23 protein-coding genes are annotated in these 23,941 nt (G+C 35.6%); 22 read left to right on the top strand and 1 reads right to left on the bottom strand.

Annotation, left to right across the window (positions count from 1 at the left end; all coding sequences use genetic code 11):
* Positions 1-45: 45 nt before the first annotated feature.
* The 18 genes from RQ893_RS02965 to RQ893_RS02880 all read left to right on the top strand — a co-directional run bounded on the left by RQ893_RS02965 (position 46) and on the right by RQ893_RS02880 (position 20,472).
* Positions 46-696 (top strand): adenylate kinase, encoded by a 651-nt coding sequence (locus RQ893_RS02965; RefSeq protein ID WP_311481561.1) that lies wholly within the window; start codon positions 46-48, stop codon positions 694-696.
* Between the two features lie 124 nt (positions 697-820).
* Complete coding sequence (gene infA, locus RQ893_RS02960) at positions 821-1,039, top strand: translation initiation factor IF-1 (RefSeq protein ID WP_311481560.1); 219 nt, start codon at positions 821-823, stop codon at positions 1,037-1,039.
* Positions 1,040-1,236: 197 nt separating this feature from the next.
* A complete protein-coding gene (gene rpmJ / locus RQ893_RS02955; RefSeq protein ID WP_004818043.1) occupies positions 1,237-1,350 on the top strand; it encodes a 50S ribosomal protein L36 in 114 nt (37 codons plus the stop codon).
* A 9-nt stretch (positions 1,351-1,359) separates the two neighbouring features.
* Positions 1,360-1,704 carry a 30S ribosomal protein S13 gene (gene rpsM / locus RQ893_RS02950; protein WP_311481559.1) on the top strand — a complete coding sequence of 115 codons (345 nt, stop codon included), beginning with the start codon at positions 1,360-1,362 and terminating at the stop codon, positions 1,702-1,704.
* Between the two features lie 3 nt (positions 1,705-1,707).
* Positions 1,708-2,106, top strand: a complete 399-nt coding sequence (rpsK, locus tag RQ893_RS02945) for a 30S ribosomal protein S11 (RefSeq protein WP_004826876.1) — start codon at positions 1,708-1,710, stop codon at positions 2,104-2,106.
* A gap of 12 nt (positions 2,107-2,118) precedes the next feature.
* A complete protein-coding gene (gene rpsD, locus RQ893_RS02940; protein ID WP_311481558.1) occupies positions 2,119-2,712 on the top strand; it encodes a 30S ribosomal protein S4 in 594 nt (197 codons plus the stop codon).
* A gap of 32 nt (positions 2,713-2,744) precedes the next feature.
* On the top strand, positions 2,745-3,695 hold the full coding sequence (locus RQ893_RS02935; RefSeq protein ID WP_311481557.1) for a DNA-directed RNA polymerase subunit alpha: 951 nt from the start codon (positions 2,745-2,747) through the stop codon (positions 3,693-3,695).
* Positions 3,696-3,703: 8 nt separating this feature from the next.
* Positions 3,704-4,045 (top strand): 50S ribosomal protein L17, encoded by a 342-nt coding sequence (rplQ, locus tag RQ893_RS02930; protein ID WP_311481556.1) that lies wholly within the window; start codon positions 3,704-3,706, stop codon positions 4,043-4,045.
* Positions 4,046-4,606: 561 nt separating this feature from the next.
* Positions 4,607-4,792 carry a hypothetical protein gene (locus RQ893_RS02925; RefSeq protein ID WP_311481555.1) on the top strand — a complete coding sequence of 62 codons (186 nt, stop codon included), beginning with the start codon at positions 4,607-4,609 and terminating at the stop codon, positions 4,790-4,792.
* 500 nt (positions 4,793-5,292) lie between these two features.
* On the top strand, positions 5,293-7,287 hold the full coding sequence (locus tag RQ893_RS02920) for a hypothetical protein (RefSeq protein ID WP_311481554.1): 1,995 nt from the start codon (positions 5,293-5,295) through the stop codon (positions 7,285-7,287).
* A gap of 184 nt (positions 7,288-7,471) precedes the next feature.
* Positions 7,472-8,992 carry a hypothetical protein gene (locus RQ893_RS02915; RefSeq protein ID WP_311481553.1) on the top strand — a complete coding sequence of 507 codons (1,521 nt, stop codon included), beginning with the start codon at positions 7,472-7,474 and terminating at the stop codon, positions 8,990-8,992.
* Positions 8,993-9,100: 108 nt separating this feature from the next.
* Positions 9,101-10,576 (top strand): CAP domain-containing protein, encoded by a 1,476-nt coding sequence (locus RQ893_RS02910; protein WP_311481552.1) that lies wholly within the window; start codon positions 9,101-9,103, stop codon positions 10,574-10,576.
* 151 nt (positions 10,577-10,727) lie between these two features.
* Positions 10,728-11,846 (top strand): SpoIIE family protein phosphatase, encoded by a 1,119-nt coding sequence (locus RQ893_RS02905; protein ID WP_311481551.1) that lies wholly within the window; start codon positions 10,728-10,730, stop codon positions 11,844-11,846.
* The gene (gene deoC / locus RQ893_RS02900; RefSeq protein ID WP_311481550.1) at positions 11,836-12,471 is read left to right on the top strand and encodes a deoxyribose-phosphate aldolase; all 636 of its coding nucleotides are present in this window, start codon (positions 11,836-11,838) and stop codon (positions 12,469-12,471) included. The genes RQ893_RS02905 and deoC overlap by 11 nt, the downstream gene beginning before the upstream one ends.
* A 2-nt stretch (positions 12,472-12,473) precedes the next feature.
* Positions 12,474-13,931, top strand: a complete 1,458-nt coding sequence (locus RQ893_RS02895) for an alpha-amylase (protein WP_311481549.1) — start codon at positions 12,474-12,476, stop codon at positions 13,929-13,931.
* Positions 13,928-14,515, top strand: a complete 588-nt coding sequence (locus tag RQ893_RS02890; RefSeq protein WP_311481548.1) for a ribonuclease H family protein — start codon at positions 13,928-13,930, stop codon at positions 14,513-14,515. The genes RQ893_RS02895 and RQ893_RS02890 overlap by 4 nt, the downstream gene beginning before the upstream one ends.
* Positions 14,516-14,863: 348 nt before the next feature.
* Entirely contained in the window at positions 14,864-19,129 is a 4,266-nt protein-coding gene (locus RQ893_RS02885; RefSeq protein ID WP_311481547.1) for an acyl-CoA dehydratase activase-related protein, read from the top strand.
* A gap of 74 nt (positions 19,130-19,203) precedes the next feature.
* Positions 19,204-20,472 carry a Glu/Leu/Phe/Val dehydrogenase gene (locus RQ893_RS02880; protein ID WP_311481546.1) on the top strand — a complete coding sequence of 423 codons (1,269 nt, stop codon included), beginning with the start codon at positions 19,204-19,206 and terminating at the stop codon, positions 20,470-20,472.
* 45 nt (positions 20,473-20,517) lie between these two features.
* Here RQ893_RS02880 and RQ893_RS02875 read toward each other — a convergent pair whose 3' ends face one another.
* Positions 20,518-21,201: a DUF554 domain-containing protein gene (locus tag RQ893_RS02875; RefSeq protein ID WP_311481545.1), complete on the bottom strand. Its 684-nt coding sequence runs from the start codon at positions 21,199-21,201 to the stop codon at positions 20,518-20,520.
* A gap of 274 nt (positions 21,202-21,475) precedes the next feature.
* Here RQ893_RS02875 and RQ893_RS02870 point away from each other — a divergent pair, with 274 nt between their 5' ends.
* From RQ893_RS02870 to RQ893_RS02855, 4 genes are all read left to right on the top strand, one after another.
* Positions 21,476-21,691, top strand: a complete 216-nt coding sequence (locus RQ893_RS02870) for a helix-turn-helix transcriptional regulator (RefSeq protein WP_311481544.1) — start codon at positions 21,476-21,478, stop codon at positions 21,689-21,691.
* A complete protein-coding gene (locus RQ893_RS02865) occupies positions 21,678-22,403 on the top strand; it encodes a DUF3169 family protein (protein ID WP_311481543.1) in 726 nt (241 codons plus the stop codon). Before RQ893_RS02870 ends, RQ893_RS02865 begins: the two co-directional genes overlap by 14 nt.
* A complete protein-coding gene (locus tag RQ893_RS02860) occupies positions 22,396-23,280 on the top strand; it encodes an ATP-binding cassette domain-containing protein (RefSeq protein WP_311481542.1) in 885 nt (294 codons plus the stop codon). Before RQ893_RS02865 ends, RQ893_RS02860 begins: the two co-directional genes overlap by 8 nt.
* Positions 23,273-23,941, top strand: a 669-nt coding sequence (locus tag RQ893_RS02855) for an ABC transporter permease (protein WP_311481541.1), incomplete at its 3' end; no start/stop codon positions are given. The genes RQ893_RS02860 and RQ893_RS02855, both read left to right, overlap by 8 nt.

Genomic DNA, 23,941 nt, shown 5'->3' with positions numbered 1-23,941 from the left:
ATGATGACAATGAAGCAATATAAAGGATTTTTAAACAGGTAAGAAATGAATATAATATTGTTAGGCCCTCCAGGAGCTGGAAAGGGTACGCTATCAAGTAAAATAATAGATAGATTAGATGCAGTTCAGATAGCAACAGGTGATATATTCAGATACAATATCTCAAATAAAACTGAACTGGGAATGAAAGCGAAATCTTATATGGATAGAGGAGATCTTGTACCAGATGAATTAACAATTGATTTGGTATGGGATGCCTTCGACAAAGTAGAAGATAGGGACGAAAGAATTGTATTATTCGATGGTTTCCCTAGAAATCTAAGCCAAGCCAAGGCCCTAGATGAGGGAATGGCAAAAAGAAATACTGAAATAAGCCATGTAGTTTATTTTAATGTAGATGATGAAATCCTAATTGAAAGAATAACTGGCAGGAGAGTTTGTCCAGACTGTGGAGCAACCTACCACATCCATAACAACAAGCCTTCAGAAGAAGGAACATGTGATAAGTGTGGCGGCAAGTTAATCCAGAGAAATGATGACAACGAAGAAACGGTTAAAAACCGAATTTCAGTATATAATGACTTCACAAGTCCTCTTATAGACTACTATGAGAAGGCAGGTAAGTTAATAAGAATAGATGGCGCTAGAACTCCAGAAGAAGTTTTTAACGAATTTAACGATAAATTAGGAAAGTAAACTAATTTATGCTAAGAAAAAATTAGATGTGATAGAATCTTACACAGATTTCTAGAACAAAGTCGTTGATAAAACAAAAGCGTTCAATAGACATTTTAGAAAATTTATAAAGGAGGTTCTATCAATGTCAAAGAAAGATGCTATAGAAGTTACAGGAGAAGTTATCGAGGCAATGCCTAATGCAATATTTAGGGTAAGACTTGATAATGGACATGAAGTACAAGCTCACATATCAGGCAAGCTTCGTATGAACAGCATTAGAATATTAGAAGGAGATACAGTAACTGTAGAGTTATCTCCTTATGATCTTAGCCAAGGTAGAATTACTTGGAGAAAGAAATAGGCCGGCGCTTTATCGGCTAGTCCCATCATCTTGGGTGAAGGATTTGAAAAATCCTTCATTTTCGAGGCAAACGAAGTGAGCCCGAAAAACTTTACAGGTATAATTACTAAGGCAAAGGGCATTAACTTTAAAACAAAGCATAAAAGCACACAAGAAAGTTAAATCTAAAAAGATATAAACTAAAGTTAGGAGCAAACATGAAAGTTAGAGCATCAGTAAAAAAAATGTGTGATAAGTGCAAGATTATCAAAAGAAACGGTAAAGTTATGGTAATCTGCGAAAATCCAAAACACAAACAAAGACAAGGTTAGGAGGGTACAATGCCAAGAATAGCTGGTATAGATTTACCTAGAGAAAAAAGAGCAGAAATTGGACTAACATATATTTATGGTGTAGGAAGAGCAACTGCTAATGAAATTTTAAAAAACACAGGAATCAATCCTGATACAAAGATGAAAGACCTTACAGAAGACGAACTTGGTATGATTCGTGAAGAGTTAGACCATTACACAATCGAAGGTGACCTAAGAAGAGAAGTAAGTCTTAACATCAAGGCACTAAGAGAAAATGGTTCTTATAGAGGACTTAGACATAAAAACGGTCTTCCAGTAAGAGGTCAAAACACAAAGAACAACGCAAGAACAAGAAAAAGCAGAAAGGGTTAATAGATGGCTCCAAAAGGAAAAAAATCTACCAAAGGTAGAAGAAGAGTTAAAAAGAATGTTGAACGTGGTCAAGCACACATTTCATCAACATTCAATAATACAATGGTAACACTTACTGATATGCAAGGAAACGCACTCTCTTGGGCAAGCGCAGGACAATTAGGCTTTAGAGGAAGTAGAAAATCTACTCCATTCGCAGCAGGTGAAGCAGCAGAAACAGCAGCTAAAATCGCAATCGATCAAGGTCTAAAAACTGTAGAAGTTTATGTAAAAGGACCAGGTTCAGGAAGAGAAGCAGCAATCAGAAGCCTACAAGCAGCAGGACTTGAAGTTACAATGATTAAAGACGTAACACCAATCCCACACAATGGTTGTAGACCACCAAAGAGAAGAAGAGTTTAATAAGGAGATATTATGGCAGTAAGCAAAGATCCAGTATACAAAAGAGCGAGAGCTTTAGGAATTTCTCCAGCCTACCTAGGATACACAGGTTCTTCAAATAGAGCTCTTCCAAAAAGAAGAAGCAAACTATCTGAATATGGTATGCAACAAAGAGAAAAACAAAAAGCAAAATTCATCTACGGAGTAAGTGAAAAACAATTTAGAGGCTACTACGACAAAGCAAGCAGAATGAAAGGACAAACAGGTGAACAACTTATAATCCTTTGCGAAAGAAGACTAGATAACATAGCCTTCAGATCAGGTCTTGCTAGAACAAGAAGAGAAGCTAGACAAATCGTAACTCACGGACACTTATTAGTAAATGGTAAGCAAGTAGACATCCCATCATACTTAGTAGAAGAAGGTGATGTAATCGAAGTTAGAGAAAAATCTAAATCAAGCTCACTATTTAAAACCATCAAAGAAGTAAATGCAGCCTTTGGTGTAGTTGAATGGTTAAATAGTGATATAGAAAACCTAAAAGTGAAAGTAGAAAAGTTCCCAACAAGAGAAGAAATAGACATTCCAGTTGAAGAACGTATGATAGTAGAGTTCTACTCTAAGTAGGATTAAGTAATAGTTAGAACTAAGGAGCTACCATGATCGATAAAATAGAAACTAATATAGAGATATTGGATATAAACGAAGAAGACCATTATGGAAAATTCGCCCTATATCCACTTGAGCGAGGATATGGTACAACCATTGGAAACAGCATGAGAAGGGTGCTCTTATCATCCTTACCTGGTTCTAGCGTCTCAAAAATACTAATCGATGGAGTACTTCATGAATTTTCTATAATTGATGGAGTAGTTGAAGACGTTCCAGAAATAATATTAAACATAAAAGGTTTAAATGTAAAAAAACATTCAGACGAAGATGTAACATTATTTCTAGAAATAGAAGGACCAAAGATAGTAACAGCCAAAGATATAAAAGAAGATGCCTTAGTTGAAATAGCAAATCCAGACCATTATATAGCAACAGTAAATGATAAAAGCAAACTATCAATTGCTATGGACGTTACAAATGGAAATGGCTATAGGATATCTGAAGACAACAAAGACGACAAAGATCCTATAGGAACTATCGCTATCGATTCATCCTTCACCCCAGTAGAAAAAGTAAACTTCACAGTTGAAAACACCAGGGTAGGAGAATCAACAGACTTTGATAAGCTAATTATAGAAGTATGGACAAATGGAACAGTAACTCCACAAGAAGCCCTAGCAGAAGGATCATCAATCTTAATTGACAACTTCTCATTCTTCAAGGAACTTCCAGGAAAGACATTCCCACCAGAAGAAATTGAAGTAGAAGAAGAAATAGTAGAAGATGATTTAAACGAAGATTTAGGAAAAACCATAGAAGAACTAGACCTATCACTTAGGTCATTTAACTGTCTAAAAAGAGCAGGCTTCAACTCAGTGGCAGATATAATAGCAGTTCCAGAATCTGAACTAAAGACAATCAAAAACTTCGGTAAAAAATCACTAATAGAAGTAATAGACAAAATCCATGAACTTGGATTTTCCTTAAAAGATGAATAGGAGGAAATATGGCAGGCAAAAGAAAACTTGGTAGAAGAACAGACCATAGAGATGCTATGCTTAGAAACCTAGTGGGTTCACTACTTGAACACGGTAGAATTGAAACTACCCTAACAAGAGCTAAAGAAACACAAAAAATGGCAGACAAGATGATTACCCTAGGAAAGAGAAATACACTTCACACAAGAAGACAAGCAGCAAGCTATCTTTACGAGCCAAAACTTGTACAAAAACTATTTTCTGAAATCGCTCCAGAATACGAAAACAGAAACGGTGGATACACAAGAGTACTAAAACTAGGACCAAGAAGAGGCGACGGCTCAGAACGCGCAATCATTGAACTAGTATAAGTTACAAAAGCCCAAAATTCGCGGCTGTGGGCTTAAATAATTTATTTAGATTATAATTTAAATAAAGACCACTCTCAAAAGAGAGTGGTTTTTTCTATTGTAGAAACTTTAGGAAAATTATTTTAAAATTAGTTCTTAAAATACTGCTTATATTTGAATCTAAAAACGGGAGTATATGCACTAGTAAAAATGTTAAAAAATTGCAAAGGATAGAATTAATAGTACCAGAATAACAGTAATGCAATAAAGGAAAAAGACAAGAATTTATATAATCAATGGATGAAATATATGAAAACAAATCAAAAAATCCTAGCAGGAGCTATGGCAATTTTATTAGCAACAGGTGGTTTTGCAAGCAAAGCGCGTGCGACAGAAGTTACGTTTTGATCTTTAGAAGGATCTATAAATAAACTTGAGAATGAAAGCGATTATGATTATTTCAAAAGAGTAATAAGCGCAGATCGCAATTTATCTGACGATGAAAAGCAATCTTTTATAAGCCGACTTGAGTCAGTCAAAGACAAGGGATTCAGTAAAATTTCTGAAGTTTATGGGGATTATATGGCATTTAGTCAAGATAAAGAAAGAAATAAGGCAAAAGAAAATAACGAAAATCCAGCCAACACAGAAAAAACTGAAGCAGAAGACAAAGAAGCAAAGGCAAAAAGAAAAGCCCTATACGAATCATATAGGGATAAGACAAGTGCGTTAAAATCATTAGCAAAAAAGAAAAAACAAATTATTTAAACGCACTAGAAATTTATTATAACAGCACATCTGAAAATGAACATATGAAGTAAGTTTATGAGCAAGCAATAGAAAAAGATAAAGATAAAAAACTATTTAGGGATACAGTAAAAGCATTAAGGCAAGCCTTTGAAGAAAATAAAAATATGGTTCGCTATGCTGAAGAATATATGAAAAAGAACTATATGGCACCAGATAAAAAAGCTAAGTTAGCAAAAATTGTAGAAAATCAAAAAAACTCCTAGATGAATTTGAAGAAATAATTAGGGGCTTTGAGAAAAAAATATGATAGGATAAACCAGTCCAAGTGGCTGTTTTTTTGTATTTAAAATGTATTAACCATATTAAAAATGGTATTTGCAAGCTACTCAATCTAAAAACAAGTGTTGGGTAAGCTTGGGATTTCAACCTTATAGGTAAAAATAAAAAAATTATCTCCTTAACTTAAATTTAACATCGAATAATTTAATATAAAAATATAAAATTTTAGGAGATAGAATATGAAGAAAAAAATTATAGTTACAAGTTTAGTAATGGCCACAGTCCTGCCGTTTTTAGGTGGCGTTGAATCAGTAAGGGCAGATGAAGTTAAAAATGTTGGTGAAAAAGCAAAGTCAGAGTTGGATCTAGCTAAGGAAAATCTTCAAAAAACCCAAGAAGAAAGAGATAAGATTCAAAAAGAATTAGATGAGGCAAGGAAGGAAGCTTCCAAAATAGAAGAAGAAAAGCAATCAAACCTTGATAAGCTTGCTACTGTCAAAGAAAGCATAAAGAAGAATGAAGCAATCGTAGAAAAAGAAGAAAAAGTAAAAGAAGTAGAAGAAAAAATAAAAGATCTTAACCAAAGAAGTCAAAAGGCTACAAAGGAAGCAGATGCAGCTCTAGATACTTTGAATAAAGCCAAGGCCAATCTAAAAAAAGAACAGGACAATCCAAGCAAGGGCGAGGACTTTACCAACAGTGATAAGGTTAAAGATTTAAAAGAAGAATATGAAAAAGCAGAAAATTCATACGAGCAAGTAAAGAAGCAGAGGGACAGACTTAAAGAAGAACTAGCGGTAAAGGAAAAAGAATTTTACCAAGCTTATGGAAAAAAGAAAAGCATAGAAGATTTCTTTGATGAATTTGAAAAAAAATCAGCCAATGTGGATAAAATAAACACTGAAGAATATAAGACCTTTAAGAAAAACTCTCTTGACCAAGCTAAAAAAGATAACGACGAATATAAAAGGCTTGAAGGTGAAATAGAAGAAAAGAATAGGAAAATCGAAGAGCTTAATAGAGAAATAGCAAGACGTGAGGATGAGAGAAACACCAATCACAATGCTTTCAAGAAAGAAGAACATGGCCTTAATTACCAAACCGAATATAAAAATGGGACTATAACTGATGAGAAGCTTGAAAATATTGAAAAGGAAAAGGTGGAAGAAGTTCAGAAAGCTTACGAGGATTTGAAGAAAGCTATAAAAGAAAAAGAAGAGGCAACTGATTCCTACGAGAAAATCCTAGAAAATGAGGCTAATAAGCAAAAAGAGATTGCAAAAGCTAGGGAAACAGCAGAGTGGCTTAAGAAAAAAATAAAAGATGGCGAGGATAAGTTTGTAGAAGTAAATAAAAAAGAATTAACAGATTTAGCAGGCATACAAGAGCAGAAAAAAAGTGATATAATAAAAGATTTAAATAAACACGAAAACGAACAAAAAACTCTTAAAAATAATCTCCTATCAAAGATGGGTAGAAAATTTGCTAACGCTCAGGAAACTCATGATTTAAGCAGTAGTTCTCTTGAAGCTTTAAGAGACTTTAAGAAATATTTAACAAATATAAAGAAAGGTAATCCTAATGCTCATATCCTAGAAGACCTGAAAAGAAAGGTCGAAGAAGCAGATGCTGAACTTGGGAAGAAAGTAAAAAATATAAGAGACCTAGAAGCAGAAGATAAAATCCTAAGCAATGAACAAAAAAATCTAGGAAATATCACTTCTATTGATATAGGAAGGGCAAAGAAAGAGCTTGAAAGCGATAGGGCAGATCTTGAAAAGTTAAAGGCTCAAATTAAGGATTTAGAAAATTCAGATGAGCTAAAAAAAGTTAAGACTCTTGAAGGACAAGTCAAAGCCTTAGATCAAAAGATAAAAGAGATTGAAAATAAGATTTACGGCTTAGAAAATCCTAAAGGCTCTAATAAGAATAGAAACTATAATTATAATTTTGCTAATACTAACAACAAAGATTCTTCAGATAAACATTCAAACTTTAGCATGGAAAAATTTAATAAAAGAGTGCGTATGAGAATAACTTACAACCAATTGAAAGAGGTAGTAGGCAATGCTAGAGAAATAGTAGTTTTGGCAGAAAAATATGCACAACAAAGCAAGGTTGACGCAAGCAAGAGAAGCAAAATAGAACAATTGATAAAAAATATGAAAGAAAATATAGAGCTTGCAGAACAATATTTATCAATGTTAGAAGCATCACTTCAAGCAGAAATCTAGGCCTTGCACCTTAACTTCCAATCAAAGTGTTGGGGCAATGATATGTAAGTCAATAATCAGGGATGAAAAATTCCCTGATTTTTTTATTATTCCTTAATTTTAAAACACATATATAAGGCTCGATTTTTTATTAATAATTAACTATGTTATAATTGAAGGAGATAATAATAAAAAGGAGTTAATAATGAAAGTAAATAAGCTAATCTTAACCCTCGCCTTGTCTGTAAGTTTTTTAATGACTGAAAAATCTTTTGCCAATGAAGATGTAGAGGGATATAAGACAGAAGTTGGAGAGTTTGAAATCACTGAGGCTGGTGATTATGATAGCAACAAGGATGAGATCAAACATCAACTAACTTTGGTTACTGATGAAATTTTTGAAAAAGAATACATCCTATCAATCATAAAAGGCTCTAACTATGATGAAATAAAAATTGACTGGAGAGGTCAAGGAATCAAGACCTTTACTAAGCTTGGCTTGGAAAAAGACTTAGAAGACCTTTATAAGATGCAAGCTTATCTAAAATCTAAATTGGGTTTAAGCCAATCAGATTCAAATCAAGCCTTAGATAGTTTCAAAAAATATATCAACGATAATAACAATTTTAAAAATAATAATTCAAACCCTACTAACCAACAAACAAATGACAATGGTGAATATAATTATAAGCCTAAGCAATTACAAATGGGAGGCCCTCGTGTAGATTATGATACACTTAAAAATGTTTTTGAGGAAGAAAAAGTAAAATATGAAGCCTTGTCAGACCAAGAAAAATGGGACAAGGGTGCTCTAGGATTTTATTTAGAAAATAATGAATACGAAGCAGTCTATGCCTTAACTAGGGTAGATAATCAAAGGGGCAATTTTTTAAATGCAAGTGAGAGAAACAAGACTGAAAACTCACTTAATATGGATAATATGAAAAGATCAATCGATAATATTGTCTTGGTTCAAGCTAAAAGACAGAATGATAAAGGAATTGATGGTAAGGAATTAAATGATATTGGTATAACCAGTTATTTGATGGCAGCAGCCCAAGCCAATGCAAACTATTCAGCAAGAGTTATTGGCCATGCAGGCGTATTTCCAACTAGTGAGAACTTAGCCTGGAATTTTGAAAAGAATGGCCAAAGAGCTATTCAACAATGGTGGGATAATGAAAAAGTTCTTTATGATTATCTAAGGAGCATAGGATATACAGACTTAAAGCAAATGTCATCATTTCTTTCAAAACCAGAAAATGTTAAAGCTATGAAATCCAAGTTTGGCGACAGGGTAAATAGTTCTCCAAGGACAGTTGGTCACTATATAAATATGGTTGATTATAACAGACCTGATAAGGCTGCGGGTTATGCAGTAAGAAGGGGAGAAAATGAATGGAACGTCCATTCCCTAGTTATGAGCTCTAATCCAATTGGAAAAATCTACACCATAGACGGATATAAGAATTTATTCAGTGACTATTATAAGAGAATGCAAAAAATCCTAGAAACTGAAGATAAGAAAAAATTTAGGGAAATAGTAAAAGCATTAAGACAAGCCTTTGAAGATAATAAAAATATGGTTCGCTATGCTGAAGAATATATGCAAAATAACTACATGAGACCAGATAAAAAATCTAAGTTAGCAAGACTTATAGAAAATCAGAAGGCTCTCTTGGTTCAATTTGAAGAAATCATCATTTCCTACGAACAAAGAGTATAAAAAAGTAAACCAGTCCTAGGATAAATGCTAGGCTGGTTTTTTGATTTTTAAAAATATTTTATATATGATATAATTATATCAATATAATAATTTAGTAAAGGAGTAAAAATGAAAATCAAAAAAATACTTAGGCTGGCCTTGCTTGCTGGTTTGCTAATACCCCTAGGAACAAGTTTGGCTGACGAAACATATATGGATACTGGTAGTTTGCTTTCTAATAATGAAACAATAGGTATTACTCAGCCTATGCCAAGTGCGGAAGAAGTTCGAAACTATTGGCGTTCTTATGAAACTAGTGCTAGCGAAAAAATAGATTTTTGCGGGGCTAAGTTTACAAAACCTGGTGGGGGTTTTAATAATAGGAGCATATACCTATCTAGTCCTAATCCACAAAAAGGTGAGAGGGGTCTACTACGTTCTAATGCTATAGAAGATACACTTCATTTAATCAATACCTACAGGTATATGACAGGTTTAAGTCCTGTAGCTGAAGTCCCTGACCTTAGCAAAAAAGCACAGGCAGCTTCTGCGATTTCTTATTTGAATGGTACCATATCTCATCAGGCATCTGTTCCAGCTGGCTTAGACCCAAATAGCGAATTTATTAAAGATGGTTTGAAGGGATGCGCGGAATCAAATCTCGGTGCGGGATATGTAACTCCTTACGGAATAATAGAAGGTTGCATGAATGATGAAGACTATAGTAATATGTATGATCTTGGCCATAGGAGATGGCTCTTACTGCCAAACCTTAAAAATGTTGGTATAGGATATGTCGAAGGTTTTGCTGCTACCTATGTATTTGATGGGGGCTATGTAGAGCATAAAAATGTAGTAGTCTATCCTGCAGCAAATACCATACTAGAACTTATTGACAAACAAGCACCATTTTCAGTTATAGTAGGCAACAGCTTAGAAGTTTCAGATGATGCTAGTGTAACAGTACAAGATTTAAAATCTGGATTTAAGAAGACCTATAGCCTAAATAATGGACTAACAATCAGCAGAAAAGGTTACGGATATAGCCAGGCCTTGATTTTTGGAGCTGATTTAAAGAAAAATTTATTGGTTAATTACAAAATAAGTGTAGATGGGGTTTATGATAATGGATTAGCTTATCCAATAGAATATTCAGTTAAATTTATACTAGGTGGAGATCCGGTAGACTATAAGTTACTTGATAAGGCCATAGCTATAGGCGAAAAGTTGGATAAGAAAAAATATAGTAAGAGTAAGTATAATGGTCTTATGGATGATTTAAAGACTCTTAAAATGATGAGAAAAGAGGATACTAGCGACCAAGAAGCAATAGATTTTGCAGCCCAGCAATTTATAGATTCATGTGAATTTTGGGTGGAAGATCCAAAGTTTTCAGAAGAACATTTTAGATTCGTTGCCACAGTAGCAGCTCTTAGACAAGCCTTTGAAGAAAATAAAAATATGGTTTACTACGCTGAAGAATATATGCAAAATAACTACATGGCACCAGACAAAAAAGCCAAGTTATCAAAGATTATAGAAAATCAGAAGGCTCTTTTGGATGAATTTGAAGAAATCATTATAAGTTTTGAGAAAAAAATATGACAAAATTACAGTCTAGCAAATTCCTAGACTGTTTTTTGTCCTTACAAATAAGAATATGCTAGGAATTTATAACTTATTAGCAAGGCTAGATTACATTGAATTAGTATCTTAAAAATGATATAGTCATATTAGTGAAAACTAAGGGGTAAAGATGACAAGGGATTTAGAAAAAAATAAAAACATACAAGAGAATTTCAACTTTTTTATCCTTAATGCAATGGATGATTGGGTAAGGATTATAGATAATTTTGGCGATGTTACCTTTATTAACCAAGCCCTAAAAGAAGCCCTTAAATCCAGTCCTAAACTCAAAGATTACCTAGATGAAAATATAGATTTAATTATTTCAAATTCCAATAGTCTAGCCCAGAATGCTACCATGATTGAAGAAAAACTCATCGATGGGAAGTATTACTCCATAAAAACAAGTCCAATCTACCTTGGAGATACCTTTACAGGAACTATTGAAGTTTATAGGGATATTACAAGTGAGTCTATCCTTAAAATCGACCTATATAATGCAAATAAGGCCATGCTTGATGATATTCGTTTCGTAAGGCGCATCCAGTCATCAATCCTTCCCAAAAGTGGAATCTATGGTAAGCTTAGCCTGTCTGGTATTTATAATCCAGCTGATGATGTGTCAGGGGATATCTATGATTTGATAAAAATAGATGAAAGTAGGGTTGCTTTTTATATAGCAGATGTCATGGGTCACGGGGTTAAGGCTTCAATTATGACAATGTTCTTAAAGGTGACTATGGCGGCGATTTTTGATAAGCACCCAGATTATTCTCCAAGCCAAGTTTTCTTAAATCTAAGGAAAAAATTCACCAAACTTCAAATAGACTCTAGCCAGTATTTCACAGCGTGGTTAGGTATTTTTGACTTTAGGGACAATACCCTTGCCTTTTCAAATGCAGGCCATAACTGCCCACCTTTAATTTATTTAAAAGATAAGGATGAGGCGGAATATCTCCTTGCCAATGGCAGGATGATTTCAAATATTATTGAACCAGATGAATATATAGAAAAAAAACAAAAATTAGGAGTTGGAGATAAGATATTATTTTTCACAGATGGGGCTATTGAGGCTAAAAACGAAGAAGGAAATGAGTTTGGCCTTGAAAGGTTGAGAGAAACATTCTCAGAAACTTCTGACCTAGAGTCTGTAAATCAGAAAATAACATCTTATAACTGGCAGGCTATGGCGGATGACCTAACTCTTGCCCTAATAGAATATGAAAAGAAGGAAGAAAATGAAACTTAACCAATATATAGACCACACAAATCTTAAAGCGGATGCAAGTCTAGCTGATATTAAGACCCTAGTCGATGAGGCTATTGCTAATAATTTCTATTCAGTTTGCGTAAATTCGGCTAATGTTAAATTTATAAAAGATTACAACAAGGATGTAAGGATAGCTGCTGTTGTGGGCTTCCCACTAGGAGCTATGGCCAAGGAAGCCAAAGTTTTTGAGGCGAAAAAGGCTATAGAAGATGGAGCAAGCGAAATTGATATGGTTATCAATGTTGGAAGGCTCAAATACGGTGAATATGCCTATGTGGAAGACGAAATTAAAGAGATTAAAGAAGCTATTGGATCAAAGGTCCTAAAGGTAATTATAGAAACTTGCCTATTGACAGACGAGGAAAAAATCATGGCTTGTAAGCTTTCTGTAGGAGCAGGTGCTGATTTTGTAAAGACTTCTACAGGTTTTTCTACCGGTGGAGCGACAGTAGCAGATGTGAAATTGATGGCAGAAACTGTTGGCAATAAGGCAAAAGTCAAAGCGAGCGGCGGTATCCACACCAGAAAAGAAGCCCTAGCTATGATTGAAGCCGGTGCATCTAGGATTGGTGCATCAAAGTCAATTGAAATTTGCAAGGAGTAATTATGGCAAATGAAATAATGATGCAATCTTTTGAATGGGACACAGACGGGTCAGGCGACTTTTATAAAAAACTTTCAAGAGATGCCAAGGATTTAAAAAAAGCAGGGATAGATGCTCTCTGGCTTCCACCAGCCTGTAAGGGTGGTGGAGATAATGATGTAGGTTATGGAATCTATGACCTATGGGACCTCGGTGAATTTGACCAAAAAGGTACAATAAGGACCAAGTATGGGACTAAGGACGAATTAGTAAAGGCCATAGCCGACCTTCATGAGGCAGGAATTAAATCTTATGCAGATGTAGTTCTAAACCATAAGGGTAATGCCGATTTTAAGGAAAAATTCAAAGCCATAATGGTTGACCAAAATAATAGGGAAGAAGACGTGTCTGGTGAGATAGAAATTGAAGGCTGGACAGGTTTTGATTTTAAGGGCAGAAATAATAAATATTCGGATATGAATTGGCACTACTACCACTTCACCGGTATAGATTATGATGCCAAGAGCGGGACTTCTGCGATTTATAGGATACTTGGCGATGGTAAATACTGGGATGAAGATGTTTCCAACGAAAAAGGTAATTTCGATTATCTGATGAATTGCGATATCGATCACAACCATCCAGAGGTTCGTGCGGAGATTTTTAAATGGGTTGACTGGTTTATCAAAGAAACCAAGGTTGATGGCTTTAGGTATGATGCCCTCAAACACATCTCAGGTGACTTTATCTATGAGCTTTCTAAACACATATACGACAAGATGGGCGAAAACAAGTTCTACTTATTTGGAGAATTTTGGCAATATAATACAGGTGCCATCGAAAACTACCTTCAAAACTCAGACTATAAGATAGATTTATTTGACGTGCCTTTACATTTCCATATGGCGGAGGCAAGCAAGTCCATGGGCTCCTATGATATGAGAAAAATCTTTGACGGAACAGTTGTCAAAGAATTTCCAGCCCAGGCTGTAACTTTTGTAGATAATCACGACTCCCAACCAGGTCAAGCCCTTGAATCATGGGTAGAAGATTGGTTTAAGGAAATTGCCTACGCCCTTATTTTATTTAGGAAAGATGGATATCCATGCCTCTTTGCGGGCGATTATTATGGTCTAATTGGCCCTGTAAAAAAAGACCCACTCAAAGATATGCTAGATAATATGATGGCTGTGAGAAAGGCTTATAATTACGGAGAAGAGGATGATTACTTCGACCACCCATCTGTAATTGGTTGGGTAAGACGAGGTGATGAAGACCATAAGCCACTAGCAGTTTTAATTTCCATTCAAGATATGGCGGAAAAACAAATGTTTGTCGGTGAAAGTGAAGCAGGAGCAACCTATGTTGACCTTTCAGGCAAAAATGAAGAAATCACCATAGACGAAAATGGCAACGGGCTCTTTACAGTTGGCCCTGGCCAAGTAACCTACTGGGCAAACAAAGAAAGTTTAAATAAATGAAGAAATACTACGCGGTAAGAAAGGGCAGAAATCCTGGGATATACACATCCTGGGATTCTTGTTTAAAGGAAGTAAGGGGATTTTCGGGTGCGATTTACAAGTCCTTTAAAAGTAAGGATGAGGCCCTAGCTTTTATGGAAGGGACTGAAAAGAAAATCGAAGTTGACACAGACACCGTAGTAGCCTATGTTGATGGGTCTTTTAATCTGCCTGAAAAAACCTATGGTGCAGGGGTTGTCCTAATTAAAGATGGCGAAGAAGAATATTTCAAAAAAGCTTATTCTGACTCCTTCTACACCCACAGGAATGTGGCAGGAGAAGTCAAGGCGAGTGAGCTAGCCATTGACCTTGCCATAGAAAAATCTTATAAAAAAATAATCATCCACCACGACTACCAAGGCATCCAAGCCTGGGCAGAAGGCGATTGGAAGGCAAATAACGACCTCACTCAGTCCTACAAGGCCTTTATAGGTGACAGAAAAAAACAAATAGAGATTGCCTTTGTAAAAGTCAAAGGTCATTCCAATGACAAATACAACGACCTAGCCGACAGGCTAGCCAAGGATGCTTGTGGGATTGAATAATTGAGATTTATTTTCAAAAGATCTAATCAAATGATTGGGTCTTTTTTATTTAACCTATAAAGAATAACTATTGTATAAAAATTAATTTATAATATGAATAACAACTAATAAATTTTTTTGAAAAACAAGTGGCTTTTGTTTTGTAAAATTAATTTTACATTTGGGCACATTTTTAAAATTAGCTATATAACTATGGTGTATGGACTTTACTTTATTTAATTAATGGTATAATATAAGTACATTTATCCTAGTAAAATAGGTGGAAATATAAAATTTTAATAGAATTATTTAATAAAACTACATAAATATAAATAATTAATACTATTTATTCGAATAGAGAGGGAGAATATGGATTTATACATGGGTTTAGACGTTGGTTCTACAACCGTTAAGCTGGTTGTGACTGACGATTCATTTAATACAATATATTCTGTATATACTCGTCACAAGTCGGATGTGAGGGAAACTGTAAAAAAGGTCCTCACTGACGCTGAGGAAAAATTCAAAGATGACAGGGTGACTGTGGCTGTGACAGGCTCTGGCGGTATGTTTCTTGCCGACCTAATTGAAGCTGAATTTGTCCAAGAAGTTATAGCAGAAACTAGGGCAATCAAGGAATTTATACCAGAAACTGACGTTTTAATTGAGCTTGGTGGGGAAGATTCGAAAATCACCTATCTTTCTGGTTCTGTTGAGCAAAGGATGAATTCGATTTGTGCAGGAGGTACTGGTGCCTTTATCGACCAAATGGCATCCCTTCTTGATACTGATGCTCTTGGCCTAAATGAATTAGCCAAATCATATCAGAAAATTTACCCGATTGCATCTAGGTGTGGAGTTTTTGCCAAAACTGACATCCAGGCTTTGATGAACCAAGGTGCAACCAGGGAAGATATAGCTATTTCAATTTTTCAATCGGTTATCAACCAAACAATTTCAAACCTTGCCTGTGGTAGGCCGATTAGGGGTAATGTTACCTTTTTGGGTGGACCTCTCCACTTCTTGCCTGCTCTTAGAGAGCGTTTTATAGAGACTTTGGGCGAAGACTATAATAAATTCTACATACCGGCAGATGCTGAAGTTTATGTGGCCAAGGGAGCTGCTATTCTTTCAAGCGAGGGCGGAAACTTTCTTAAAATATCAGACCTTATAGAAAAATTAACCACAAACCATAAAAGTGAAACAGAAGCAACAAAAAGGCTTGAACCGCTTTTTGAATCTGAAGAAGAATATCAAGAATTCAAAAAAAGACACCAGACATCTAGGGTAAAATATAGAGATTTAGCCACATACGAAGGGCCAATCTACGTCGGTCTTGACGCTGGGTCTACAACTTCAAAGATGGTTTGGATTTCAAAAGATATGGAAATTCTCCTTGATGATTACAGGATGAATCTGGGAAATCCTCTAGAAGTTTGCATAGACATGCTAAAAGATGCCTACAAGAAGAAAAATCCCAAGGCCCACATAGCATCATCTGGCATTTGTGGTTATGGGGAAGATTTTATAAAAAATGCCCTCCACGTTGATAATGGTGAGGTTGAAACCATTGCCCACTACAGGGCGGCGAGATTTTTTAATCCTAACGTTGACTTTATCTTAGATATAGGCGGCCAAGACATGAAAGCCATGCACATTAGGGACGGAGTAATTGATTCTATCCAGCTAAACGAGGCTTGTTCTTCTGGTTGCGGGTCATTTTTATCAACCTTTGCTGCATCTGTTTCTATGGATGTAAAAGAATTTCAAGCAGAAGCTATCAAATCTAAAGAACCTGCGGACCTAGGTTCTCGTTGCACAGTTTTTATGAACTCCAAGGTCAAACAGGCCCAAAAAGAAGGGGCGGAAGTGGCAGATATAGCCGCAGGTCTTTGTTATTCGGTAATTAAAAATGCCATCCAAAAGGTAATTAAAATCAGAGATCCAAAGACTCTTGGCAAAAATATAGTTGTTCAAGGTGGCACTTTTTATGGAGATGCCATCCTTAGAGCCTTTGAGAAATTATCTGAAAGAAATGTCACAAGACCTGAAATTGCAGGGCTCATGGGGGCTATGGGTATGGCCCTAATTGCCAAGGACAGGTCCACAGGCACATCTAAATTAGCAGGTCTTGCTGACCTTGAAGATTTTTCTTATCAGCAAAAATCAACCAGATGTGGTCTTTGTACCAATAACTGTGCCTTAATAATAAATATTTTTTCTGACGGCAGGAAATTTATCACCGGCAATAGGTGCGAAAGGGGTGCTGGGATTAAGCTTGATAAGTCCAAAGACGACCTTAATATGTATAAGTTTAAGTATGACCTCTTGTTTAATAGGGACACACTTGGTGAAAAGGCTAGATTTGGGACTGTTGGCATACCTAGGGTCCTAAATATCTACGAAGATTATCCATTCTGGCATAAATTTTTCACCTCTCTTGGCTTTGACATAGTCTTATCCGATAAGTCATCTAGGGAAATTTACGAAAAGGGTCTAGGTTCGATTTCATCTGAAACTGCCTGTTATCCAGCAAAACTCACCCACGGTCATATGGAAAACCTAATTGCAAAAAAACCGGATTTGATTTTCTATCCAGCAGTTTTTTATGAATACAAACAGTATGACAAGGCCAAAAACCACATGAATTGCCCAGTTGTATCTGGTTATCCAGATGTAATTGAAAATAATGTTGATGGTCTAAAGGAAATAAGATATCTCTTCCCTTATATTTCTTTTGAGAGTGAAGAGATTATAAGAAAGAGGATGGTAGAAGTTTTTGATGGCTATGAGTTCGAGGGTAATATTTTATCTAAAAATCATATTGAAAATGCTGTTAAAAAAGCTTGGGAAGCCCAACAAGACTACCACGATGCCATAAGGATAAAGGGCAAGGAACTAATAGATTTGGTCAATAAAAAAGGCTTAAATGGCATAGTATTGGCTGGTAGACCTTACCATATAGACCCAGAAATCAACCACGGCATAGCAGACTTGATTGAGTCCATGGATATACCAGTGCTTTCTGAAGATGCTGTTGCCTATAATCTTGATGACTTGAATAATAAGTTAAGAGTTCTGGACCAATGGTCTTATCATGCAAGGCTTTATAGGGCAAGCGCCTATGTGGCGAGAAATAAAAATCTCCAACTAATTCAATTAAATTCCTTCGGTTGTGGCCTTGATGCGGTGACAACTGACCAGGTTGAAGATATCCTAAAATCAGCAGGCAAAATCTATACACTCTTAAAAATTGACGAAATTTCAAACCTTGGAGCGGTTAAAATTAGGGTAAGATCCCTGCTTGAAGCTTTAAACCAGAAAAAAATCGAAGGCATAGATTTCAAGGACGAATACCTAGATGACATCTATGTAAATCCTACATTTACCAAGCAAATGCGTGATGAAGGCTATACCATCCTCGTTCCACAAATGGCTAGAGAACATTTTAGGATTATGGAAGGGGCCTTCAAGGATTCACCTTATAAGATTGAATTTTTGAATAAAATTGATAAGGATGTTATTAATGAGGGACTCAAATATGTCAACAACGATTCTTGCTATCCATCAATCACAGTCGTGGGTCAGATGCTAGAGGCAGTTAATTCTGGACGTTATGACACAGATAAGATTGCCCTTTTGATGACACAGACAGGTGGCGCTTGTAGGGCGTCTAACTATGTTGGTTACATTAGAAAGGGTCTAAAAGACGCAGGCTTCCCAAATATTCCAGTAATTGCCCTATCGGCCCAAGGTATTGAAAAAAGTCCGGGTTTTGATCTTTTGAGTTTTAAAAATATTCCCTTGATGAAAAAAATGCTCAGAGCAATCCTACTAGGAGACCTTTTAAATAGGGTTTCAAACGCAACTAGACCTTATGAAATTGAAAAAGATGCGACAAATAAGCTCAAGGAATCCTGGATAGAAAGGCTAACTGAAGAGATAAGGATTATGGACAGGCCAAAATACAGGAGAGTCATTAAGGATATTGTTAAAGATTTTGATGAAATCCCTGTTTGCCATAAGGAAATCCCAAAGGCAGGTATAGTTGGGGAAATTTTGGTAAAATTCCTCCCAGAAGCCAACAACCACCTCCAAGACGTCCTTGAAGCGGAAGGCGCTGAGGTAATTGTTCCCGACCTTACAGACTTTTTCCTTTATTGTTTTAAAAATGCGGAATTAAAGAGAGATTTTTATGGCAAAAGCCCAGTAAATGCGACTCTTGCAAGGATGGGAATTGTCCTTATAGAAAATTTTAGAAAGCCAATTAGAAAGGCTCTCAAGGAAAGCATTCACTTTGAAGAACCAAAATATATTGACGATATTTCGGATATGGCAAGTGAGGTAACAAGTCTTGGCAACCAAGCCGGCGAGGGATGGCTTTTAGCTGGAGAAATGGTTGAATTAATCGAGGCGGGTGCACCAAATATTGTCTGTATCCAGCCTTTCGGTTGTCTTCCAAACCACATAACCGGTAAGGGCGTTATGAAAAAAATCAGAGAAATCTATCCAGAAGCAAACATAGTAGCAATTGATTACGACCCAGGTGCCAGCGAAGTAAACCAGATTAATAGGGTCAAACTAATGATGGCAGCAGCTAAGGATAAAATAAAAAAATTAAAAAACTGGTCTTAGGACTAGTTTTTTTGTGGAGAAAAAGGGTGTATAATACTTTAGAAGTTTAATTCGAAATTATGAAAGAAGGCAATATGACAAAAGCTTACGATCAATTTATAAACCTACAAAAAAAGTTAAAAGAAGTATCTGATCTTGCAGGATTTTCTGAGTCTTTTTACAATATTATCAGAGAACCTGAAAGGATAATTGAAGCCAATATTCCAGTTAAGATGGATGACGGGACTACCAAGACCTTTAGGGCCTTCAGGTCTGCCCATTCATCAGCCCTAGGACCTGCCAAGGGCGGTGTGCGCTTTGATGAATCTGTAACTTATGAAGAAGTTAAAGTTTTATCTACCCTAATGAGCTTAAAGGTATCCCTCCTAGGTCTTCCTTTAGGTGGCGGAAAGGGTGGAATCGTAGTTGACCCTAAAAAACTTTCAGAAAGAGAACTTGAAGCTCTTTCTCGTGGCTTTGTAAGGGCAATCAATAACTACATTGGACCAAGAATTGACGTTCCTGCTCCAGATGTAAATACCAATGCCAAAATTATGGGATATTTTACAGATGAATACATTGCCTTAAATGGTGGCAAAAATGATATAGCAACCTTTACAGGCAAGTCTACCGATATGGGAGGATCCCTTGGAAGAACAGAAGCAACTGGCTTTGGTGTATATCTAACCATAAAAAAATACTACGAAAAAATAGGCAAGAGCCTTAAAGGAGCTACTTTTGCATTACAAGGTTTTGGTAATGTAGGATCTTACACTGCTAAATACCTAGTAGAAGATGGGGCAAAATTACTTGCCATAAATTCTAAAGACCATAACCATCCTAATTCATCTTATGGTGTTTATGATGATAAGGGTCTAGATATTGAAAAGATTTCAGAAGCCAAGGAAAAAACAGGCTCAGAATTAAATATTGAAGGTAAAAAAATTACAGATGATGAATTTTTTGCCCTAGATGTTGATATTTTAATACCAGCTGCCCTAGAAAATGTAATAGATGAAACCAATGCAGGAAATATCAAGGCTAGCTTAGTGGTAGAAGCAGCAAATGGACCTGTGACCGAAGCAGGAGAAGCTATTTTAAATGAGAAAAATATCCCACTAATTCCAGATATCCTCGCAAATTCAGGCGGAGTACTTGTAAGCCATTATGAATGGATACAAAATATAAGTGGCTCATACTGGGATGAAGAAGAAGTTAGGAATAAACAAGAAAAAGATATGGGAAAGGCCATTGAAGAAGTCTTTGCAACTTCCGAAAAATACAAGGTAAACTATAGACAAGCTGCCTTTATCCTAAGTCTTTCAAGAATAGAAAAAGCCCTCAAACTTAGGGGCAGGATATAAAAAACAACCCCCATTTCGGAAAAAATCCGTCATGGGGGTTTTTCTTTAAAATAAATTTAAAATCAGACCAATAATCACAGGAACCACAATTGCAGGTAGGGAATTTACTAGTTTGAACTTCACAAGATCAAGCATGGAAAGACCAACAGCTATGATTGTAATCCCACCAACACCAGAAATATTTGCCAAGATTTCAGGACTTAGTATTGGTGATAAAAATCCTGAAAGCAAGGCTATAAGGCCTTCGTAGGCAAAAATCATTCCAGCCGAACAGGCAACGCCAATTCCAAGTGTGGTTGACAAAAAGATTGACGAAAGGCTATCTATAATGGCCTTGGTAAATAAAATCGAATTATCTCCCCTAACTCCAGCCTCAATTGCGCCCAAAATTCCAAGAGAACCCACACAAAAAATTAGGGTGCCAGAGACAAAACCTGTTGCAAAATCATTTTCTTCGTTTTTTATAAATTTATCTTTAAGCATGTTGGCAAAACGGGTTAATTTTCCTTCTAGGTCAAAAAATTCCCCGATAATAACGCCTAAAATTATTGAAATAAGGATAATGAGCATATGACCCTTGAGGGCAGATTGGATTCCTATAACTACAATGGTGAGGGCCAAAAATTTCATAATTGCATCCTTATAGCAAGGTTTTATATAATGTGCAAGTTTAAGGCCAAAAAGACCTGTGATAAAAACAGCAAGAGCGTTAACAAAAGCACCAAGCATGATTTTCTCCTTTTTTATGTATTTTAGGTATTATACGACCAAAATGAAAAAATGCATAGAAAAACGGGAAAATTTTATTTTATTCATTATTTATACACAAAATATTAAAAATTATTTTTCTAATAAGCTAAAAATCTAAAAAGAGAAGGCTTGTCTTGAATTTTCATTAAAATTTTTAAAAACTTATAAAAAGTAATAAAAGATTTGACAAATAAAGTTGTCAATTATATAATGATGACAAGAATAGTTGTCAATTATTTTGAAAGGAGGCAGGATGGATCTTATAAATAACTTGGCGGACTTTAGAAAAAAAGCAGGTTATAACCAAGCAGACCTAGGCAAACTCGTAGGAGTCAGCCGCCAAACCATAAGCCTAATAGAAAGAGGAGATTACAACCCATCAGTAACCGTGGCCCTAACAATAGCCAAGGTTCTCGGTGTGGATATCAATGAGATTTTTAGATTGGAGGAGACAGATGAAAAAGAATAGGAAAATCGGCATAAGTAAACTGTTTATATTGGTTTTTTTAGGATTAGTAGCTGGTTTTGGAATAGGTTTTATTTTTAACAAACTAAATATAGGAGGACTTACAGAAATAATAAATACATTTCTAAGTGAAAATGCCCTACTTTTATCAATAGTCATCAACACCCTATGGGCAATTCTTGCCATATATTTTTATATGAGGGCAAAAAAAGAAGTAGAGCTAGGTTTAAAAAAAGACGATTTTATAGAGACAAAATATATAGACTACACACACTCTATGAGAGATGCGGGACTTTTTACTCTCTTATCTTTTATAATCATCCTATATAATAGAGTCAAGTTTAGCCACAATCTTTTAGAAGATGCCATAATCCTAACAAGTATTTTGATAATCTTTACCTTTATAAATGTATTTTTGTTCTATTTGACTTATAAACTTACAAAAAAAATTGAACCAGAAAGAAAAACTGAGGCCTTTGATATTTTCTTTGATAAAAAATACCTGGCTGAATCTGACGAGAGGGACAAATTGAGATACTACAAAAAAGGCTACCTAGCCTTTAAGCGAATGATAATTTGTCAATTAGTGATCATCATAATCCTATTTTGCTCAGCTTTGTACGAAGAAATAAGTCCTATAATTGCCCTAATTGTCCTAATACCAACCTTGGTAGGGATATTAACTAACGGTTTTGCAGGAGAGACAAATGATTGAAATAAAAAACTTATCTAAAAACTTCGGAGACTTAAAGGCTCTTGATGACGTGACTTTTGAAGTACAAAAAGGCGAACTTTTCGGAGTTATCGGCCAAAATGGGGCGGGCAAATCTACCCTTTTTCGCTCTATGATGAATTTCTACGACCACTTTGACGGGGAAATCCTTTACGAAGGAAGTCCAATGGCAGATATTCCCCTAGAAAAAATTGGCTTTCTCCCAGAAGAACGCTCGCTTTCACCAAAGAAAACAATTAGGGAAGAGGTGAAATTTTTCGCAAGGCTCAACCAAATGAGAAACCTCGATGAAAAGACCTTACAAACCTACTTTGATCGTTTTGAAATAAAAGGAAGTCTGGATGATAAAATAAAATCCCTATCTAAGGGCAACCAGCAAAAAGTCCAGCTTTTGGCAAGCCTTATCTACAAGCCGGAATTTCTAATTTTAGATGAACCTTTTTCAGGTCTTGACCCATACAATGCCAATCTCTTGATGGGAATAATTAAGGAAATTAACGAAGAAGGCACAACTATAATTTTCTCATCCCACAACATGGAAAATGTCGAATACCTTTGCGACAGGCTCATAATGTTAAAAAATGGAAAAATTGTCCTAAAGGGTTCACCAAATGAGATTAGAAATTCTTATGAAAAAGATCTTGTAAAAGTCAGGACAGAAGAGAATTTATCAGAGATTTTCCCTCAATATGATGTTAAGAGAGATGGTAATCTTTGGACAATAAGGTTAGAAAATGAAGCAGATGGCAGGGGAATTTTTGATAAACTTGTAGAAAAACTTGGCTACCTTGAAATGTTTAGCCAAGAGCCACCAAGCCTAAATGAAATCTTTGCCAGAAAGGTGGAAGAAAATGAATAGAAAATTAATAGTAGCCCTAGACTCTTTCAAAAAACAAATAAAATCACCTGCCTTTTGGGCCATGGTTTTTGTGCCAATCCTTGTCATGCTAGTGCCTGTGGGGATTAATTATTTCCTAGCAAAGTCAGATCAGGCCAAGCTTGGCAGTGACGGTCATAAATATCAAATAGTGGCAGATGAAAATATTAGCCCTTTCTTTAAGGGAATGGAAAATGAATATAAACTAGTTTCAAAAGATGCGGCAGAAGATGCCTTAAAGGCAGAGAAAATTGAGTCTTACGGAGAAATTTCTGAATCAAAGGGCCAGGTAAAACTTACTATCGAGACCAAAACAATGGACGGTAAGGCTCTTTCAAAATTGCCCCTTCTTGCAAATGAGATCCAAAATGCTATTAACATTAAAAATGCAGGCCTAAATGAAAAACAAGTTGGGATTTTTTCGACCAAGGCAGATGTCAAAATCAACCAGCTTGACAGGGGCAAAAGCCTCATTGTCTATGCATCCTACTTTATCCTTTTGATGTTCATGTATTTTATGCTAATCATGTACTCAAATATCCTAGTCGTTGATATAGCAACAGAAAAAGGCTCAAAGATGATTGAATTTATCTTTTCATCAGTATCGGCCAAGGACTATTTTGCAGGTAAAATTTTGGGTAAT

The sequence above is a fragment of the uncultured Anaerococcus sp. genome, from assembly GCF_963510915.1.
In the GTDB taxonomy this organism is placed as follows: Bacteria; Bacillota; Clostridia; order Tissierellales; family Peptoniphilaceae; genus Anaerococcus.
The sequence above is the reverse complement of the archived record's forward strand: the minus strand, read 5'-3'. Positions and strand labels throughout refer to the sequence as shown.

Excerpts from the sequence above, each read along its gene's own strand:
- RQ893_RS02925 (WP_311481555.1), top strand. The coding sequence starts at position 4,607 with ATGGCATTTAGTCAAGATAAAGAAAGAAATAAGGCAAAAGAAAATAAC.
- RQ893_RS02910 (WP_311481552.1), top strand. The coding sequence starts at position 9,101 with ATGAAAATCAAAAAAATACTTAGGCTGGCCTTGCTTGCTGGTTTGCTA.
- RQ893_RS02865 (WP_311481543.1), top strand. The coding sequence starts at position 21,678 with ATGAAAAAGAATAGGAAAATCGGCATAAGTAAACTGTTTATATTGGTT.
- RQ893_RS02890 (WP_311481548.1), top strand. The coding sequence starts at position 13,928 with ATGAAGAAATACTACGCGGTAAGAAAGGGCAGAAATCCTGGGATATAC.
- rpsK (WP_004826876.1), top strand. The coding sequence starts at position 1,708 with ATGGCTCCAAAAGGAAAAAAATCTACCAAAGGTAGAAGAAGAGTTAAA.
- RQ893_RS02915 (WP_311481553.1), top strand. The coding sequence starts at position 7,472 with ATGAAAGTAAATAAGCTAATCTTAACCCTCGCCTTGTCTGTAAGTTTT.
- RQ893_RS02875 (WP_311481545.1), bottom strand. The coding sequence starts at position 21,201 with ATGCTTGGTGCTTTTGTTAACGCTCTTGCTGTTTTTATCACAGGTCTT.
- rplQ (WP_311481556.1), top strand. The coding sequence starts at position 3,704 with ATGGCAGGCAAAAGAAAACTTGGTAGAAGAACAGACCATAGAGATGCT.
- RQ893_RS02860 (WP_311481542.1), top strand. The coding sequence starts at position 22,396 with ATGATTGAAATAAAAAACTTATCTAAAAACTTCGGAGACTTAAAGGCT.
- rpsD (WP_311481558.1), top strand. The coding sequence starts at position 2,119 with ATGGCAGTAAGCAAAGATCCAGTATACAAAAGAGCGAGAGCTTTAGGA.
- RQ893_RS02965 (WP_311481561.1), top strand. The coding sequence starts at position 46 with ATGAATATAATATTGTTAGGCCCTCCAGGAGCTGGAAAGGGTACGCTA.
- RQ893_RS02935 (WP_311481557.1), top strand. The coding sequence starts at position 2,745 with ATGATCGATAAAATAGAAACTAATATAGAGATATTGGATATAAACGAA.
- RQ893_RS02920 (WP_311481554.1), top strand. The coding sequence starts at position 5,293 with ATGAAGAAAAAAATTATAGTTACAAGTTTAGTAATGGCCACAGTCCTG.
- RQ893_RS02870 (WP_311481544.1), top strand. The coding sequence starts at position 21,476 with ATGGATCTTATAAATAACTTGGCGGACTTTAGAAAAAAAGCAGGTTAT.
- deoC (WP_311481550.1), top strand. The coding sequence starts at position 11,836 with ATGAAACTTAACCAATATATAGACCACACAAATCTTAAAGCGGATGCA.
- RQ893_RS02905 (WP_311481551.1), top strand. The coding sequence starts at position 10,728 with ATGACAAGGGATTTAGAAAAAAATAAAAACATACAAGAGAATTTCAAC.
- RQ893_RS02885 (WP_311481547.1), top strand. The coding sequence starts at position 14,864 with ATGGATTTATACATGGGTTTAGACGTTGGTTCTACAACCGTTAAGCTG.
- rpmJ (WP_004818043.1), top strand. The coding sequence starts at position 1,237 with ATGAAAGTTAGAGCATCAGTAAAAAAAATGTGTGATAAGTGCAAGATT.
- infA (WP_311481560.1), top strand. The coding sequence starts at position 821 with ATGTCAAAGAAAGATGCTATAGAAGTTACAGGAGAAGTTATCGAGGCA.
- rpsM (WP_311481559.1), top strand. The coding sequence starts at position 1,360 with ATGCCAAGAATAGCTGGTATAGATTTACCTAGAGAAAAAAGAGCAGAA.
- RQ893_RS02880 (WP_311481546.1), top strand. The coding sequence starts at position 19,204 with ATGACAAAAGCTTACGATCAATTTATAAACCTACAAAAAAAGTTAAAA.
- RQ893_RS02895 (WP_311481549.1), top strand. The coding sequence starts at position 12,474 with ATGGCAAATGAAATAATGATGCAATCTTTTGAATGGGACACAGACGGG.